Source organism: Desulfopila inferna (assembly GCF_016919005.1).
In the GTDB taxonomy this organism is placed as follows: domain Bacteria; phylum Desulfobacterota; class Desulfobulbia; order Desulfobulbales; family Desulfocapsaceae; genus Desulfopila_A; species Desulfopila_A inferna.
Genome location: NZ_JAFFQE010000004.1, coordinates 390,084 through 407,836, shown reverse-complemented (window position 1 = coordinate 407,836; position 17,753 = coordinate 390,084). Strand labels below are relative to the sequence as shown.

Genomic DNA, 17,753 nt, shown 5'->3' with positions numbered 1-17,753 from the left:
TCAGTATTAAAAATGAATGGTCATTCACAACGTGAAAAATCTTTACTGCAAATATTCTCAGGTGTCAACCAATTTATATATGACTTGAACTTAGCACTGAAAATCTTGTTTTTTTTGGTAGACCTGTGCAAACTATCACATTTGGGGAAACCTGGAACCTAACCTTTGAGAATATCGCTTACATTTTGTGGGACAGCGCGGATCGCTTCGCCGATCTTATCGGTAAAATTCCCCCCCGCCTGAGCCATATCCGGCCTGCCGCCGCCCTTGCCGCCGACAATTTTGGCTGTTCGGTTGACCAGCTCACCCGCGGTGATTTTTCCTGTGAGATCTTGAGTGACGATTGCCAGCAGGGCAACCTTGCCTTTAATTACGCCTCCCAGGACAGCAACACCACTATCAAGGCGGTCTCTGACTTTGTCTCCTACTTCGCGCAGGGTCTGCGGACTGTCGAGGACTATCTCGGCCGCAACTACTTTAATGCCTTCAACCTCGATGGCCTGATCGAGCAGAGTGTCAAGATCGGAACCGGCAATTTCCCGGGAAAGCTCAGTCACCTTTTTTTCCAGTTTCTTATGTTCCTCAAGAAGGCTACCCACTCTTTCCACCAGATCCTCGGGACGGCTGCCCAGCAACCTGGCAATCTGCTCCTGCCTCTGATAGACAACAGAGAGAAAGTCAAAGGCAGACCGGCCTGTAATTGCCTCTATCCTCCGCACTCCCGAGGCGATGCCGTTTTCCGCCAGAATTTTGAAGACACCGATTTCCCCGGTTGCGGAAACATGTGTACCACCGCAGAGCTCCTTGCTGAAGTCTTTGAGGTTGACCACCCGGACCTGTTCTGCATATTTTTCACCGAAAAGCGCTGTCGCCCCTTCGGCAATAGCGTCTTCCCGACTCAGCAACCTGGTACGCACCACGATATTTTCACGAATCTTGGCATTGACGGCCTTTTCAATGCTCTCTATTTCAGCTGCACTCAGGGGTGAAAAATGGGTGAAATCGAAGCGAAGTCGCTGCGGTCCCACCAGAGAACCTGCCTGTTTGACATGATCCCCCAATATCTCCCGCAGTGCGGCCTGCAGCAAATGGGTTGCTGTATGATTGGCGGCGGTTTCCTTCCTGCCGGCAATCTCGACCTTCATTTCGACCGGCTGTCCGGCTTTGAGTTCTCCCTTAATTACCTTGATCCTATGAAGAATGAGATTTCCTTCGGAGTAGGTGGTCAGCACCTTCGCCGATCCTCCCGACCAGGTAACCTCTCCGATATCTCCTGTCTGCCCGCCTGACTCCGCATAAAACGGAGTCTCGGGAACAAAGAGCTGCCCGGCCACGTTCCCGGAGATTGACTCAATCATAGAGCCTGATTCATCCAGCAGTGCCTGTGCGACAGTATTGACGCTGAGCTGGTCATAACCCAGAAAACGAGCCTTGCGGCCCTCCTCGAGCAATTGTTTCACTCCCGCTCCACGAAGCCTGATGCCCTCTCCCTTGCGACCCGCTCTGGATTTGGCACGCTGACTTTCCATAGCAGCGCTGAATCCCGGCTCATCGAAACCGATGCCCCGCTCCAGGGAAATATCCCTGACGATATCCACAGGGAAGCCATAGGTGTCATACAGCTTAAAAATAAAATCACCGGGAATGACTTTCTCTTGGCTTTTCTGCAGGCGGCTAACCTCTTCATCGAGCAGTACCAGACCGTTTTCCAGGGTTTCAAGGAAACGCTCCTCTTCCTTTCGAACCACTTTTTTCAGAAGTTCCGTGGCATCTTTGAGATGCGGATAGGCATGCTCCATAGAGGATGAGACCACTGCGGTAACCTCATCCATGAAGGGCTTCTTAAGACCGAGATTTTTACCAAACCGGATAGCCCTTCGCATGATGCGACGCAATACATAGCCCCGGCCTTCATTTCCCGGCAGGACGCCATCGGCGACAAGAAAGGTGGCGGCCCGGGCGTGGTCGGCAATGACGCGCATGGCCACATTGGTTTCTTCATTCTCTCCATAGCTCCTGCCGGAGAGCTTTTCCAGTGCATTCATGAGCGGAGCAAAGAGATCCGAATCGTAGTTGTTGAGCTTATTCTGCAGCACCGCGGCAACACGCTCAAGTCCCATGCCCGTATCGATGCTTGGTTTCGGCAGAGGCGTCATTTTACCGTCAGGCGAGCGGTTAAACTGCATGAAGACCAGATTCCACAATTCCAGAAAGCGATCGCAGTCGCAGCCCAGCTGACACTCCGGGCGGCCGCAGCCGGCCTCTGCACCCTGGTCGATATGAATTTCCGAACACGGCCCACAGGGACCGGTGTCTCCCATCGCCCAGAAATTATCCTCTTCGCCCATCCGCACGATTCTGCCCGCCGGCAAACCCTCAATCTTTTCCCATAACTGCTGAGCCTCGTCATCATCCTCAAAGATCGACACCCATAGTTTTTCAGGAGGCAGACCAAGCTCCCTGGTGAGAAATTCCCAAGCAAAATCAATAGCCTCTTTTTTGAAATAGTCTCCAAAACTGAAATTTCCGAGCATTTCAAAAAAGGTGTGGTGTCTGGCGGTATAGCCGACATTTTCCAGGTCATTATGTTTTCCACCGGCCCTGACACAACGCTGGCTGGTCGTAGCTCTGAGATAATCCCTTTTTTCCTCACCCATGAATACCGTCTTGAACTGCACCATGCCGGCATTGGTAAAGAGTAGAGTAGGATCATCCGCCGGCACCAGCGATGAGCTGTCGACGATGGTATGACCCTTTTTTCTGAAATATTCTAAAAACCTGGAGCGAATCTCATTTCCTGTCATATGTTTTCTACTATTGTTTGGTTATGTTTATTGATGGACTCGACAACTTCGATGTCTTTTTAAAACCATCTTTATTTGATTTCTTCATTGTCCTGCTTTAATAAAGGCGATGATGTACGGAAGCATCTCTTTGAACTCCGCGGTTCCAGCTTTGCCGAGCAGCTCATAAATGATCATTTCTGCGGGGCCCACAACCGCACCTGCCTGTCGTAATCTCGCCAGGCCAAGCTCGTGGTCCGCAAGGTTTCGCGAAGACACGCCATCTGCCACTATCCAGGGCGTAAGGCCCCTCGCCAACACCCCCATAGCACTCTGGTAGATGCATATGTGGGTCTCAACCCCAACCATTATAACCGTTGAAATGCCCTCGCTGAGAGAATCGAAGAGCTGCATAGTCTCTTTGTTCCTATAAGCGCTGAATTCAACTTTATCACGGCGGGGAATGTTGGTGACCAGCTTCTCAAGGTCGTCGACATAGGGTCCTAGTCCCTTGATGTACTGTGTATTGGCCAGAGTCCGTATTTTCAAAATTTCGGCACACTGTATCAGCAGCCCGATAACTCTTGAGACCCGTTGAGCCTCGGTTATCTGGCTCATCAGGCTTTTCTGCGGGTCAATTATATGGAGACAGCATTCGGTGGGCTTTACAAGTGTATATGTGCTCATCAATCTCCTCCCCGGTAAAAAATGTAATACACGTTAAGATCTGTTGTGTTATCAATCTCACAGCGAGATTGAACACCAGATTGCAAGGACAGTAAACCTTTTTCTAGCCGTCGAATCAAGTATTTCCTCAATTTTCAAGAGAAAGAGGACATGTCGATATCTCCACCCTGCACACTCCGCCGTCCCAACCGGCCACCCTGCGATCACGGCAAGATGCACAGTTCGTTTGATTACGAAGCATTGGCAATGTTTAAAGATCAGACAAAAAAAACTTTACAAAATATTTCCGAGCATTAAACTATTTGCTAAAATAAACATTAGGTGCAACCATATGAAAGCTGAACAGATGAAAGATGAACAGATAGAGGCTGTCGCCAAAATTCTGAAATCGATGTCCCACCCTATCCGACTGAAGATTCTCTGCCTCCTGCAGGATCGCGAATTGTCTGTGGGTGATATCCGCAATGAGGTCAAGACCACCAATGCCAATGTTTCGCAGCATCTTAATATTCTGCGCAATCAGGGTATTATCGACTTCAGAAAGGATGCCAACTTTATCTATAATCGTATTACCGACAAACGCATTCTCGATCTGATCCTGAATATGCAGGAAGTTTTTTGTCCTGACTTCAAGTAATAATGCAGCCGCCGAGGTAAACACCATGATTGTAACGGACTGGGTACATGCCATAGCCGGCTCAATGATTCTTCTGAGCCTGGCCTTCGGCGTCCCCGTAAGCCCTCTTTTTCACAGCAGCTATTGGCTTTTTCTCACCGCCTTTGTCGGTGCTAATCTTCTGCAGTACGGTATCACCAAATTCTGTCCTCTGGCCTTGATTCTTAAGGCCCTGGGTGTCCCGGAAACCAGGTAACAGAAAGAGAGACAGTCACTTTATTTTTTGACCATGTCCGCACCACAGGCCGCCTGCCAGCAGCATGAGGTTTCAGAACACTTCGCCTGTTTGCGGAAACAGCAAGGGTTGCCCTCCCGCTCCTGTATCTGCCATATCAAATCCGTCATACTCTTGGTTCCGGGAACCATTTCCAGACTTTGGGCTTTCTTTCTCACAGCACTGTACAGCTTTAAACCTTTTTCAAATTGCGACATTATTTTGGCCTCCTTTTACTCTTTGCCAATATATTTGTTCGAATTCACTTCTCTTTGTTCCAGCAGGAGAGGTAAACTGAAGACAATTTACTGTTCCAGGAAAATGTTTATGTGAAGGCGATATCACCGTCAGAATCAACATCAGAAAACCAGTGAGGCTCTGGATAAGTAGCGTGATGGTATGCGCTGGTCTAAATCGGCAATATATGCATTTCTTCCCGAATTTCGTGATTGCCCCGCAACAACAAACCATTGCGGCCATCTATAGCCACCGGATCGCCAAAACCTATACGAACCCCATCGATCTCACAATACTGCCAATTCTCATAAACCTTCAGATGCTTGCAGCCGACAACGCAGGTCTTTTCCAGCCGGACGGCCACTACGGAGGCATGGGAGGTCTGGCCGCCGCGTGAGGTTATCAGACCGTCGGCCATATTGATCACCTTGACATCCTCCGGCACGGTATCTTGACGGAACAGGATGAGCTGACTTTCGGGGTCGGTACGGCGCAGCTCCCGAATATTTCCTTCGGAAAACACGGCCCGGCCCGACAGAGCGGATCCCGAAACTCCTACACCCTTGCCGAGCAGATATTGCTCGAAATCCGGCGTCTCCACGAAAACGTTGAGACGCTCCTTCTTCTTGATTGTTATCATATCCCGGGTCTGCAGAAGATACAAGTCATCCGGGGAAGCTCCTTCGAAGGTGAATTCTATCTCCTGGGGATTCCAACGCTTTTCATAGACCAGATCTCTGGCGATAAGAAGAAGCTTATGGTAGATTTCCGGAAAACGCACTTCCAGCGTGTCGTCGATTTCACGGCCATCGAGTTCCGCCTGTTCCACCGATATAGCACGGCTGGTGACCAATCCGGAAACGATATCTTCACCCTGATCACCGTAGGCATAGTCTCCCCAGAGGGCGACCCGCTGCACCTTCCTGTACGGATGCGAGGTGAAAAGCACCCCGGATCCCGCCGAGTCGGAGCGATTGCCAAAGACCATTTCCTGAACAATGACAGCGGTTCCCCAGGAGTTCGAAACATCCATGACCTTGCGATAATCTCGGGCCTTACGGGTTTCCCAGGAATCGAGTACTCTCTCTATGCCGCCTATCAGCTGCAGCCATGGGTCTTCCGGGATATCGTAATCCCTCTTTCTGGCTAATTCGCGATAGGAAAGGGCCAGCTCTTTCATCTGTTCGGATGAAAACTCCCGTTTCAGTTTGACGTTGTACCTTTTTTTGGCGTTATCCATCAACTCCTGGAAGTCCTCCCTCTTCATCCCGGAAATCATGGCCCAGGACTGAACGAAGCGGCGAAAATTATCCCAACACAAATAGGCGTTGCCGTGTTCGCGGACGTGCTCTTCAATCAGCTCTTCGTTGTAGCCGGCGTTATGAATGGTGGCCATCATGCCGGGCATGGAAATGGCCCCTCCACTACGAATAGACAGGAGCAGCGGCTTGTCCGGTGAACCGAAGATCTTGCCGGTACGCTCCTCAATCTCGGTTAGCGCCGCACGTATTCGCTGCATGAATTCCTCTCGTGCTTTGGAAAAATCGAAGACGACATCACGGCAGCGAAATACTTCGGTGGTGATCACGAAAGCCGCAGGCACCGGCTTATTGTCGTTAATCAGGTTGAGAAGATTGAAACCCTTGTTGCCCAGGTGGATGAGGTTATTGGTATAGGGATTGACCTTGTAGAGCGAGGAAATGGCCTTTTCGGGATTGTAGGTCATAAGCAAATCGATCCCTTCCTTGTCGAGAATATTCCTCTGGTTCTCCAGGGTCTGCAGAATGCGGATAATAAAATTGTCGAGATGCTGCAGACCGAAAGTCGAGGCTATCAGGTCGCGAAAAAAGGCCTCCGAGAGGCGGTGCAAAGTATTGGCCTTATCATTCTCGTCGAACTTGGATCTGTATTTTGTCAGCAAATCTTTTGCGCTGATCTGCGGTATGATAATGGAAAGGTTGTTCTGATGAATGTTTGTATAGAAGGCATAGATGATATCCTTGACCCCTTCCGCCATGCCTCGGAAAATGTCAAGATACTGAGTGTAGGAGAAACGACGCACCTTCAGCGAATTCCTGAGCAGGGTCAGGTAGATGTCGAGACGTCGGGAGGTGATGCCGTCAATTTTCAGGGCCCGCAAGTAGAGTTCGATACACGTTACAACCCTGTAGAGGGTGGCTTGGGTAATGAAAGAGAGATTTACCGTTTCCGGCAGATTTTCAAGATATGTATTGGCCAGATTCTCCAGGCGAAAGGTGAGACTGAGGCTATCAAACTTGCGCTCGCGGTAGCGCCCATAGACCGAGGGAATATCAACGGCGATATGCCTTTTATAGTAAATATCCTCCTGCGCCTCGAAACACTCCTCGGAAAGTATTATTTCCTTGAGCGCCTCCAGCCTGCTCAGCATTGCCTTCAATCCGGAAATGGTATCGCTGTTCTTGAGATCATCAAGAAGCCCGTCCATACCCTCGATTCCTTCCTGCGATGCCTGGATCAGCTCAGAGCGAAGCTCCTGAATGCCGAGATTGTACTTCTTGTCCAGCAGCTTGTACATGTGGACAAGCAGCTCAAAACGGCGGCGCTCCGCAACAGACAGGTCATCCTGGGCATCGAGATACCTTTTACATTCGAGGCTGTCCCAGTCGAGAATATTGCTGATACCTTCAAAGCCTGCATCGGCAAAAAGCCGCGTGGTAAGAATATGCTGCTCGTCGATAAATCTGCCGCTGGTGGACACCTGGCTATATACCTCTGCCGGGAGGAAGGGTTTGAGCCGTTCCTTATCTTTATTTTTCCAGAAGTAAAAAATAGCCTTGATAAAGTTGACGATAAGATTTGAGCTTTCCACATGACTCTGCTTCCGCAGAAAGTGGATGAGAACGTCCTGACGCTTGTGGAGCTCGTCGAGCTCCGTCGATACATCCCTGAGTTCTCCCTCGGCTCCGATCTCGTTGAAAAATACAGGCATCAACTTGGTGAACTGTTTGGCCAGATTATAAATGGGTTCGATCGGATGATTGAGGAGTTCAGTGATGTCTCTTTGAAACAGATCGGTATCCTTGACACAGGTACCCGTAAGCTTCAGGTTGATGATAAGGGCGGAAAAGAGGGTAGAACACCATTTCGGCTCCTGCTCGATCAAATGGAGCCAGACCCGGATATTGCTCAAATGCGCCGGATTGGTCAGCGGCTGCCAGTCTTCATCGACACCGATGACATTGGCATATTGAAATCCAAAACGCACTACACTGAAAAGAAAGGCCTCCACCATCCTGCTGTTGCCCCTGTTGAACACCTCTCCGCCCAGCACCTGGATACACTGCAGGGAGGTATGCGGGTATTTATTGACATTGGCCCTGAGCAGCTCGAAGGTGGTAAGGAGAAACTCCTCAATCTCTTCAAAACTCTGCTGCCGAATCAGTTGCACCAGGCTGCGGTTAATCTCTCTGAGCGATTCTTCATGGATGAGATAAAGCCCCTCGGTGTTCATGATCTTGAAGAGAAAAAGCAGCTTCCAGTTTTCAGCAAGAGTATTATTCCCTATATCAATGGCCTCCAGCCTGCCTTCCTCCTCGGCAGACTCCGCCAGGCGTGCGGGTATTTGTTTATAAAAGCGGACAATATCGACATGAGCAGGAAGTTCCAGTATCCGTCCCAGTCCGTCATAAGGATCTTTTTCAATATCGATATCCTGCAGCTCCCGCCGGTAACGATGTATCGATTGATGGCTGATGGAATTAAAGAGATCGGCAGAGTGAAATTCATTTTTAAGAATTCCGCTGCGTGCAAAAAACCAGGGCATGGGATCATCCTCGCCGAGCCAGTAGCCGTAGTTCTTCAGCAGAACCGTGCGCATGAGTGAAGCCACAGGGCGGTAGTCGAAAGGAATCCTTTCTTGTGCAGAAGCCTTATGAAGCAGGGTTGCCAGGCGTTTCATGGGATGCTGTCCCTGGACGATATGCAGCATTATGGGGCTGTCGCCATCTTCGAGGCTCTGCATCTTCTCGAAAATTTCGTTGAGTGCACTCTCGTAGTGAAGAAGAGTTTCGGCATCCAGAAGATGTAATATCTTTTCAATCCAGGCCAGCTTCGCCTCTATAATCTGAGCGAGCAGCGCACTGTTCTTCTCTGAATCCTTTATCGCTTCAAAAAAGATCTGCCCAAAAAGACGGACGGCATGGGGTCCCTTCTCGTGACGGATAAAATGACTGAAATTTCTCAGGGCAAAGCTTCGCAAAAGAGGGATAATAATTTCCCAATTGCGAAAAGGATGGGAGATCTCATAGAGCAGACTCTCCAGGCTGGAGTGAATTCCTTTGAACTTCTTGACGATATCGAGCAGAGGCTCAAGCTCCGAGGCGATAACTACCTCACCTGCAGTCTCCAGCAGATTTGCCCGCAACGCATCCGAATCTATACCGATAGTTACCAGATGCTTTTCCATACGTTTTTCATCCATGCTTTATTTTTTTCCACTATGTATTACGGCAATTGCCGTTTTATTGCAGATCTACAAAACGCAGATTGAGCTTTTCACGAGTCCCATCAATAATGATGAATTAATCTTTATTAGGCAAGCTTAAAAGTTCGACACGGTCTTTCATCATGCGGTTATACGGATTTTTTTCGGGTATTCATTTCTTCAGATTTTTCCCCGGAACATTGACGAATCACCGCGGCATAACATATTATTGAAGCATCAGGAGACTTCTCCCCCAGGAGACAACCCTGCCGGGACACGCCATCCTCTTAAATAGGTATTCCTGTATGCTGCCTCCTGGCGGCAACGAGAACCATTGCTTCTCTCTTCGGGAGCATTATCTACAGCCCGATTATCCGGGATTTTCGAACTGCGTTTACTTTTTCTAGCTTCGATATGACATCATAAGATTGTTTTCAGATCCATCAACTATGCGGTGGCCGTAAAAGTCACCAGCTCTGGTATGGCTTTAAACTTCTTTACCGGGGGCCAATTGGAGAGGTGCCGGCAACACCTGTTCGGCATATTCACGACACCACATCCTTCTGCAGACAGGAGGCTATTTTTTTCAGCAAAAATAATCAGTAAGGTTAACTGATGGCAATTTGATCCGGCTTGTTTTTTCCTGATATCGTGATATAGTTTATAAAACTCATCGCGATGACGTTGTACCGATATAATAGTGAGATAGTGTGCCTCATCGTTACCATGGCTCATTCAGATGTCTACCGGCATCTCTCGCTTCGTTTCGGGATCCATCACCGAATTAAATTATCTTCATCAACAAGAGCAAACTATGCCTCAAACAAACATTGCCGACCGGGAAAATACCGAAAGAAAGGGGTCGACATTCCCCTTCGTCGGGCTGGGGGCATCCGCAGGTGGGTTGGAAGCATTGAAAGCCTTCTTTGCAGAAGTTCCCGAGAACAGTGGCATGGCCTACTTCGTTGTAGTACACAGGAGTCCGGATCAACCAAGCATGCTGCCTGATCTTCTCCAGAAGGTTTCGTTCATTCCGGTCACCACCGCGGAAGACGATCGGCCGGTTCAATCCAACCATGCCTATGTGGTTCCCTCCAACAAAGATATCGCAGTGTTCTCGGGCAGGATAAAATTGCTGGAGCGCAACAGCAAGGCGGCCACCCTTTCAATCGATCTGTTTTTGCGATCTCTTGCCGAAGATCAGGGGAAAAACAGCGCCGTGGTCATTTTATCCGGAACCGGAAGCGATGGGACCATGGGTGTAAGAGCGATCAAGGCGGCTGAAGGACTGGTTCTGGTGCAAAGTGTGGAAACGGCAGCCTATGACGGCATGCCCCGCAGCGCCATCGACACCGGCCTTGCAGATTTCATACTGCCTCCGGAGAAGATGCCCGAACAGCTGATGCAATATTTTGCAAGTCACAGAGCAGCCTTCAAGCCTGAAAATGACAAAGTCGAGCGGGATGATGTGGATAAGATATTCAGCATACTGCGCAGCCGCATCGGCCATGATTTTTCCGACTACAAGGATAAGACGATTCAGCGCCGTATCAGCCGCCGCATGGTGGTTAATCAGATTGACAGCCACAAAGAATACGTCGACTATCTCCAGAAAAATCCCAATGAGGCGGAAACTCTGTTTCGTGAACTGCTTATCGGTGTAACCCAGTTTTTCCGAGACGCCCAAGCCTTCGAGGTTCTGAAAACCGAGATTTTGCCCGAGTATCTTGAATCGCTGAAGGACGGTGATACCTTCCGCGCCTGGATCCCCGGATGTTCGACGGGCGAAGAGGTCTATTCACTGGCCATGATCCTGCATGAGTGTCTCGATCAAATATCCAGGCGTATCAACCTGCAGCTCTTTGGAACCGACATCGACGGCCGGGCCATCACTCTGGCCCGCAAAGCGGTGTATCCGGATAGTATCCGGGCCGATGTCGGCGCCGAAAGGCTTAAACGATTTTTCGTCAAAGAGGACGATACCTTCCGCGTCCGCAAGGAACTGCGGGATGATCTGGTCTTCTCTGAACAGAACATACTCAGGGATCCGCCTTTCCTGCGCCTGAACCTGCTAAGCTGCCGTAATCTGCTCATCTATCTGAACAACGAGGCTCAGAAAAAACTTATACCGCTGTTCCATTATTCCATGGTTCCTCATGGTATTCTGCTACTGGGACCCTCCGAGACGATCAGCCGCTTTTCCAGTCTCTTCAAGGCCCGTAACAAAAAATGGCGAATATACCTTCGCCGTGAAGTAACCTCCCTCCAGCCCGTTGAATTCCCCAGCAGACAGATACTTACCGCACAACAAGACCGCACACCCACTGCCGCCGAGCACAAACGCAACGTGGCAGAAAGTACTCGAAAAGCGATCATCGACCAGTTCGCTCCAACAGCGATTCTTGTGGATTTTGAAGGAAACATCAAGCACGTGCAGGGCCGTACCGGTAAATATCTCGAGACCCCCAGCGGAGCGCCCACCAGCAATATTCTCAATCTGGCCAGAAATGGTCTGCGCATTGAATTATCTGCCGCCATCCGCAAGGCGGTATCTTCGAAGATCGCGGTAACCCGTCGTAATATCGGGGTCAGAACCAACGGGGATATGCAGATGATCAACCTCCATGTTGCTCCGCAGCATTCCGGTGATCTTAAGGATCATCTCCTGGTGGTTCTCGTCGATATCGATGATAAAGTAAGCACCTATAAGGGTAAAACGGAAAGCAGCCACGAACAGCAGACCGACTCCTCGCGCATAACCGAGCTGGAGGAGGAGTTGCTCAATTATCAGGAAAACCATAAGGTGACCATAGAAGAACTGGAATCCGCCAACGAAGAGCTCAAATCCACCAATGAGGAACTGCAGTCAGCCAACGAAGAGCTGCAGTCAGCCAACGAAGAGCAGGAATCCACCAAGGAGGAACTACAATCCCTGAACGAAGAGCTGCAGACCGTCAATGCCGAGCTGGAAAGCAAGGTTGCCGAACTTTCCGAAGCCCACGACGACCTGCGTAATTTGCTGAACGGCACCCAGATAGCCACTATTTTTGTGAACAACGAGTTGCGCATCCGCCGTTTTACCGAAGAGGCGACTACCATCATCAACCTGATCCAGTCCGACATAGGCCGCCCCCTCAAGCACGTGGTTACCAACCTGGAATACGCCGACGTGATCGACGACCTGACGGGGGTTATACAGAAGCTCACTCCCAAAACAGCTGAAGTCAAAACCATCGGCGGCGACTGGTACGCCATGAGAATTCTACCCTACCGCACCCGGGACAATCGCATAGACGGTGCCGTGCTTACCTTCTCGGACATCAATGAACAGAAAAAGGCGCAGGTCATCATTCACGATGCCAAAAAGCAAGCTGAAGGAGCCTGGCAGCTGGTCCGTTATGTTTTTGACATGAATAGTTCCCCTATTGCCGTCCTTGACAAAAACGACAAACTGGTCATTGCCAACAGTGTGTTTTCGACATTGTTCAATATCAGCCAGAAAGAGGTGAGAGGCCTCGACCTCATCAATCTGCAGCACCGCGTCTTTAAGGGAATAGATTTACAACCGATGTTGGCAAAAGCACTGGAGCAGAAGAGTGATTTCACCTCTCCCGTCTTTGAGATACATTCAACCGACGGCAACCGCGGATTCTTCATTCACGGCCGGATCATCAGAGAAGATGATGATTTCCCCTACCACCTCCTCCTCCATTTCAGAGAATCACCAGCAAAGGACTAAGTCATGCCTCACCGGTCAGGCCAAAATGATAAATTCGATCAACTGCGGCGACAGGCGGAAATTTTGATCCGGGGGCAGCCGGAAAAAACGACTCCGGCCGTCCCCGACATTCTCAGTCTGATCCATGAACTGAGGCTCTATCAAGCGGAGCTGGAAATCCAGAATGAGGAACTCCAGTCCGCGCAGCAGGAAATCAGTGAATTGCAGATCAAATTTGAGAACTTGTATGAGTATGCACCCTGCGGTTACTTGACTCTTGATGCCCAGGGCTTTATCAGCGAAATAAACAGCACCGGAACCCGACTGCTTAACACCAAGAAGTCAATCCTGACGCACTCGACCTTCAGCCGCTTCATTGAAAAGGGTTGGGAACATGCCTTCCTGGCCGCGCGGCAAAGGGCTGTTATGAGCCGGGAAAAACAAAGCACAGAGCTGCCTCTGGCTCGCAAGGAAGAGATTCCCCTGTGGGTTCAGGCGGAAATTGAGGCGCACCAGAAGCCTGGCGGCGAGGAACTGCAGTGGCGAATTATCCTGATCGATATCAGCGCCAGAAAAGCGGCAGAGATTTCCCTGGAAGAGAAGGAGGTAATGCTCAAGGAGATCCACCACCGGGTCAAAAACAATATGCAGGTCATCTCCAGCCTTATTTCCCTGCAGTCCGATGAACTGCCGGAAGGTGCGGCACGTGAGGTCTTTCAAAACATACACCACCGGGTGCGCTCCATGGCACTGGTGCATGAGAAACTCTACCAGTCTGACGACCTGGCCCGGATCCAGTTTGACGACTATGTCCGCAGCCTGGTGAGCTATCTGCTTCAGGCGCATCAGACAACAACAAAGATCAGGCTCGAACTCGATCTTGAACCGGTGCAGCTTCCGGTAAATACGGCATTGCCCTGCGGCCTGATCCTCAATGAGTTGGTCTGTAATGCACTCGAGCACGCTTTTAATGGCGGAGAAGGGTTGGTGAGAATCTCACTGCACCCCGACAGCCTTGAGCGTGCCCGCCTGTCTGTCAGCGACAATGGTAAGGGGATGCCCCAGGAACTGAACTGGAAAGAGACGGATACCCTCGGCCTCCGTCTGGTGCGCATGCTGGCGGGGCAGATACATGCCGAAGTTCATATTTGCAGTGAAAATGGAACCACCTTCACTATAAAATTTTGATGGACTCGTAAAAAAACTCGATCTACGCCGTTGTAGACCGAGCTTACTCGATTTTGCATTTGTCGCAGTGCCCGTCCCGGCAACTTCAATGAATTTCTACGATTTCATTTTATAAAAGAACACGGTCTCCAGATCCCGGTGTGCATCCAGGGGTAAGGCACTAAATCGCCCTGTTGGTATGCATATGGAGAATTAAATCCAGCATTCGGTTGGAATATCCCCATTCATTATCATACCAGCTCATCACTTTGACATTGTTGCCGATAACTTTGGTTGAGGGACCATCGACAATCGATGACCTGCCGTCACCCTGAAAATCGATGGAAACCAGGGGGAGATCGGAATATCCCAGATATCTGTTGGCAGCCTCTTTCAATACCTGGTTCACCTCTTCAACCGTGGTGGTTTTTTCCACTTGCATCACCGCATCGACCAGAGAGACATTGGGCGTAGGCACGCGAACGGCGAGACCGTCAAACTTGCCCTTCAGTTCAGGAATCACCAGAGAAACCGCGGCAGCCGCACCCGTCTTTGTCGGGATCATGGATAAGGCGGCAGCCCTTGCTCTGCGGAGGTCTGAGTGGGGAAAATCAAGAAGACGCTGGTCGCCGGTATAGGCATGCACCGTTGTCATCAAGCCATTTTTGATTCCAAAATTATCAAGAATAACTTTGGCAAAAGGAGCCAGGCAGTTGGTCGTACAGGAGGCATTGGAAACAACATGATGTTTTGCGGCATCATATTCGTCTTCATTGACGCCCATCACAAAGGTTTTGACATCACCCTTGGCCGGAGCTGAAATGATGACCTTCTCCGCACCGGCGTCAATATGCGCCTTTGCCGACTCGCCATCTCTGAATATTCCTGTACATTCAGCCACATACTTGACCTTGGCGTCCGCCCAGGGGATATCAGCCGGGTTCTTGTGGCTCGTCACCTTGATAAGCCTGCCGTCAACGATTATGCCTTCATCGCTGCTCTCGATTTCCGCGGGATAAATACCCATGATGGAGTCATACTTGAGCAGATGAGCCAGGGTTTGGGTGTCGGTCAAATCATTGATTGCGGTTATTTCTATATCCTTAAAGACCGGATCCTGACTCACGGCACGAAAGACGCTCCTGCCAATGCGGCCAAAGCCGTTGATACCAATTCTTACAGTCATCGGTGTTCCTCCTGTTAAGCTTATATGAAGCTACTCTGTTATTTTATCCGTAATTACTTTCTTGTAGAGCTGCAGGTAATGGTTTTTGACTTTTTCCCAGGTAAATTTTTCCTGGATGACCCGCACTGCCTCCTTCTGCATGGAGCGCACCAGCTTCTTATTTTCATAGATCTGCATCACCCGTCCCATGGCTTCGGCAAGAAAAGCGGGATCGTTTTTGACATAGGTAAATCCAGTCCGGTTATCAAGAACCTTCACCAGCCCCCCGACATAATGAACAATAGGTATGTTGCCAAAAAGCTGAGCGATGAAGTCCGTCAGTCCACAGGGTTCATAGCGTGATGGTACCAGAAAAAAATCACCGGCGCTGTACACCTTGTTGGCGAGCAGTGGATTGTAACCGGCCAGAAAACATACTCTGCCTGCACTCTTTTCCGCCCCTGCCAGAGAGATCATTTCCTTCTCCAGCCGTGGTGTGCCTCCGCCCAGGATGACTATCTGAAAATCGACATCATCTACCGGCATTTCCAGCATTCTCAAAACGGCACCATGCAAAATATCGACACCCTTTTGCTCGCTCAGACGTCCGATGAAAGTAAACAGCGGGCCGTGATGTTCCGGTTCCAGAAAGCCATACTGGGCAATACCGTCAACCGGTTCTTCGGCAATCAAAGACCGGACCAGCGCCTCCCTGCAGCGTAACTTGCCCTCAATTAACCGATCATCCGCTACATCAAAAGATGCGGCCAGACCAATCTCTTCGCCCCGTCGCGGATCGTAGGAATGCATATCCACGCCGTTGGTGATGCCTTCAAGTATCACTCCCATATCAAGCAGACGATGACCGAGCATACCGGTCTGTTCATCTTCCACCCCGTCCTGAAGCTCCCGGGCATAATTTTCACTGACCGTATTGACCGCGGCATAATGTCCGGCTGCGACAAAAGGGTCAAACGCGCCCCGCAGAATGCTTTTATCAATTACATTCCCGGGCAGTCCCGTCATTGCCCGGGCATAAGGAAGGTCGAAGACTTCCTGATGATAGCCTATGCCGGCATTGTGCATTGTCACCAGGCAGCCGGTGCTGCGAAAATAGCTCTTCAACCATAACGTCTCCTCGATGATTGCCGGCAGGACAGCGGTATGGCCGTCGTGACAATGAATAACATCAGGAAATTCCCGCAGGAGAAGGATGAGCTGGATGGTTCCTTTCTGCAGGAGGAGATTCATGGCAAAATAATCTATATGGCCTTCTCCCTGGCTCTTAGTTGCATCCTCGGCCTCCTCGGCCGCAGTATAGGTATAGACGTCTTTTTTTTCACGGAACCGGTTGGAATCAAGAAGATAAATATTAACCTCCGCCACCGTGGCATGCCACACCCGCAGTTTTTCGCGGCGTTCCTCGTCGGCATAATTCATATCGACTTCATATTCCAGGAGCGACTCCTCGGTATGGGGATCATGCAGCAGAGAAAAGCCCCTGGCTTTCGGATCGATAAAGCCATAAAGCGGCAGCACCACGCTCACCTTGCGTTCGCCTCCCTGGGCCAAGGCCCTGGAAAGCTGATCCGCAACATCCTTGACCCCCCCGGCACCGGCAAGGTCACCATACTCCCGGGTCAGCATCCAGATGTTTACGGCTGATCCATAATCCTTCATAAATTCCATTCCTTCATTGAACGTCTGCCTCCTTTTCCGCACCGGACAATGCCGGATATGCAGAAGAATTCTTTACCTGCTGTTTTGAGAAAGCAGTTGTCTGATCTGCTTAACCGCCTGCGCTATCCCATTTTTGCCGGTGTCAATTTGATAATGAGCCGTTTGCCGATAGAGCGGAATCCGCTCCCGCAGCACTTCGGCAATCTCTTCGGCCGCGGCACGATCGGTCAAGGGCGGACGCTGCTCACTCCCGGCCATATCATTCTCCAGCCTTTGCTGCAACACCATTTCGTCTGCGCTAAGCCAGAATATGAGTCCTGCATCCTTCAACTCCAGCCATTGGGTTTGATGCAATATGGCACCGCCTCCCGTGGCCACCACAGTTTTTTCGCGATCTTTCAGCGACTGCAGCACCTCTTTCTCGTATTGTCTGAAGGCCTGCCAGCCTTCCCTGGCCACTATTTCCACTATCGAGGCTTTATGCAGTCGCACCACTTCGTCATCGGTATCACAGAAATCATAGCCAATGGAGTCCGCCAGCTCTCTGCCTATCGTGGTTTTCCCTACTCCCCTGTAGCCCACGAGAATAATGAGATTACACATACTCCTTCTCCAGGTTTGACCAGATGAACTCTGCGATAAGCGCAGACCAGGAATAAGCTCGATATATCAGGCGTAGCGTCTAAAACGGCGATTTGGCAGTACATGCAGTAAGGCAAATCGCCGGTTCGGATCTACAACGACATAGATCGGGCTTATCACGGCTCCATCAAGGGTTAAATGTATGACTCATATACTATGTGTCAATTTGAAAAACAGGTGGAATCACAAAGCGGACCCTACTGTCTGTCCAGCTTCCCGTTCCTTTAATTTTCAGGCAAAATCTGCCTTGATCAATTCGTTCATTCGGCCATATCATCTTTGAAACAATTGACTGTCACCGGAAAAGAACATATAGTGC

The 17,753-nt window shown here is 50.1% G+C and carries 11 protein-coding genes; 4 read left to right on the top strand and 7 right to left on the bottom strand.

Annotated elements, in window-relative coordinates; all coding sequences use genetic code 11:
- Window positions 1-158: 158 nt before the first annotated feature.
- Window positions 159-2,804, bottom strand: a complete 2,646-nt coding sequence (gene alaS, locus JWG88_RS12715) for an alanine--tRNA ligase (RefSeq protein ID WP_205234147.1) — start codon at window positions 2,802-2,804, stop codon at window positions 159-161.
- An 84-nt stretch (window positions 2,805-2,888) separates the two neighbouring features.
- Window positions 2,889-3,470 carry an isochorismatase family protein gene (locus tag JWG88_RS12710; protein ID WP_205234146.1) on the bottom strand — a complete coding sequence of 194 codons (582 nt, stop codon included), beginning with the start codon at window positions 3,468-3,470 and terminating at the stop codon, window positions 2,889-2,891.
- Window positions 3,471-3,801: 331 nt separating this feature from the next.
- On the opposite strand from JWG88_RS12710, the gene JWG88_RS12705 reads away from it, so the two are divergent.
- On the top strand, window positions 3,802-4,107 hold the full coding sequence (locus JWG88_RS12705) for an ArsR/SmtB family transcription factor (protein WP_240194425.1): 306 nt from the start codon (window positions 3,802-3,804) through the stop codon (window positions 4,105-4,107).
- 25 nt (window positions 4,108-4,132) lie between these two features.
- A complete protein-coding gene (locus JWG88_RS12700) occupies window positions 4,133-4,342 on the top strand; it encodes a YgaP family membrane protein (protein WP_205234145.1) in 210 nt (69 codons plus the stop codon).
- Window positions 4,343-4,362: 20 nt separating this feature from the next.
- On the opposite strand, the gene JWG88_RS12695 is transcribed toward JWG88_RS12700, so the two are convergent.
- Entirely contained in the window at window positions 4,363-4,578 is a 216-nt protein-coding gene (locus JWG88_RS12695; protein ID WP_205234144.1) for a hypothetical protein, read from the bottom strand.
- A 191-nt stretch (window positions 4,579-4,769) separates the two neighbouring features.
- Complete coding sequence (locus tag JWG88_RS12690) at window positions 4,770-9,059, bottom strand: PEP/pyruvate-binding domain-containing protein (protein ID WP_240194424.1); 4,290 nt, start codon at window positions 9,057-9,059, stop codon at window positions 4,770-4,772.
- Window positions 9,060-9,876: 817 nt separating this feature from the next.
- On the opposite strand from JWG88_RS12690, the gene JWG88_RS12685 reads away from it, so the two are divergent.
- Together JWG88_RS12685 and JWG88_RS12680 are read left to right on the top strand one after the other, a co-directional pair.
- On the top strand, window positions 9,877-12,801 hold the full coding sequence (locus JWG88_RS12685; RefSeq protein WP_205234143.1) for a chemotaxis protein CheB: 2,925 nt from the start codon (window positions 9,877-9,879) through the stop codon (window positions 12,799-12,801).
- A 3-nt stretch (window positions 12,802-12,804) separates the two neighbouring features.
- Window positions 12,805-13,968 (top strand): sensor histidine kinase, encoded by a 1,164-nt coding sequence (locus JWG88_RS12680; RefSeq protein WP_205234142.1) that lies wholly within the window; start codon window positions 12,805-12,807, stop codon window positions 13,966-13,968.
- Window positions 13,969-14,128: 160 nt separating this feature from the next.
- On the opposite strand, the gene gap is transcribed toward JWG88_RS12680, so the two are convergent.
- The 3 genes from gap to aroL form a co-directional block, all read right to left on the bottom strand.
- Window positions 14,129-15,133: a type I glyceraldehyde-3-phosphate dehydrogenase gene (gene gap, locus JWG88_RS12675; protein WP_205234141.1), complete on the bottom strand. Its 1,005-nt coding sequence runs from the start codon at window positions 15,131-15,133 to the stop codon at window positions 14,129-14,131.
- 30 nt (window positions 15,134-15,163) lie between these two features.
- Entirely contained in the window at window positions 15,164-16,792 is a 1,629-nt protein-coding gene (locus tag JWG88_RS12670) for a glycogen synthase (protein WP_240194423.1), read from the bottom strand.
- Window positions 16,793-16,864: 72 nt separating this feature from the next.
- The gene (gene aroL / locus JWG88_RS12665) at window positions 16,865-17,395 is read right to left on the bottom strand and encodes a shikimate kinase AroL (RefSeq protein ID WP_205234140.1); all 531 of its coding nucleotides are present in this window, start codon (window positions 17,393-17,395) and stop codon (window positions 16,865-16,867) included.
- Between the last annotated feature and the right edge of the window lie 358 nt (window positions 17,396-17,753).

Bases quoted from the DNA above. Each gene is read 5' to 3' on its own strand.
- JWG88_RS12700 (WP_205234145.1), top strand. From the start codon at position 4,133: ATGATTGTAACGGACTGGGTACATGCCATAGCCGGCTCAATGATTCTT.
- JWG88_RS12705 (WP_240194425.1), top strand. From the start codon at position 3,802: ATGAAAGCTGAACAGATGAAAGATGAACAGATAGAGGCTGTCGCCAAA.
- aroL (WP_205234140.1), bottom strand. From the start codon at position 17,395: ATGTGTAATCTCATTATTCTCGTGGGCTACAGGGGAGTAGGGAAAACC.
- alaS (WP_205234147.1), bottom strand. From the start codon at position 2,804: ATGACAGGAAATGAGATTCGCTCCAGGTTTTTAGAATATTTCAGAAAA.
- JWG88_RS12710 (WP_205234146.1), bottom strand. From the start codon at position 3,470: ATGAGCACATATACACTTGTAAAGCCCACCGAATGCTGTCTCCATATA.
- JWG88_RS12690 (WP_240194424.1), bottom strand. From the start codon at position 9,059: ATGGATGAAAAACGTATGGAAAAGCATCTGGTAACTATCGGTATAGAT.
- JWG88_RS12685 (WP_205234143.1), top strand. From the start codon at position 9,877: ATGCCTCAAACAAACATTGCCGACCGGGAAAATACCGAAAGAAAGGGG.
- gap (WP_205234141.1), bottom strand. From the start codon at position 15,133: ATGACTGTAAGAATTGGTATCAACGGCTTTGGCCGCATTGGCAGGAGC.
- JWG88_RS12680 (WP_205234142.1), top strand. From the start codon at position 12,805: ATGCCTCACCGGTCAGGCCAAAATGATAAATTCGATCAACTGCGGCGA.
- JWG88_RS12670 (WP_240194423.1), bottom strand. From the start codon at position 16,792: ATGAAGGATTATGGATCAGCCGTAAACATCTGGATGCTGACCCGGGAG.
- JWG88_RS12695 (WP_205234144.1), bottom strand. From the start codon at position 4,578: ATGTCGCAATTTGAAAAAGGTTTAAAGCTGTACAGTGCTGTGAGAAAG.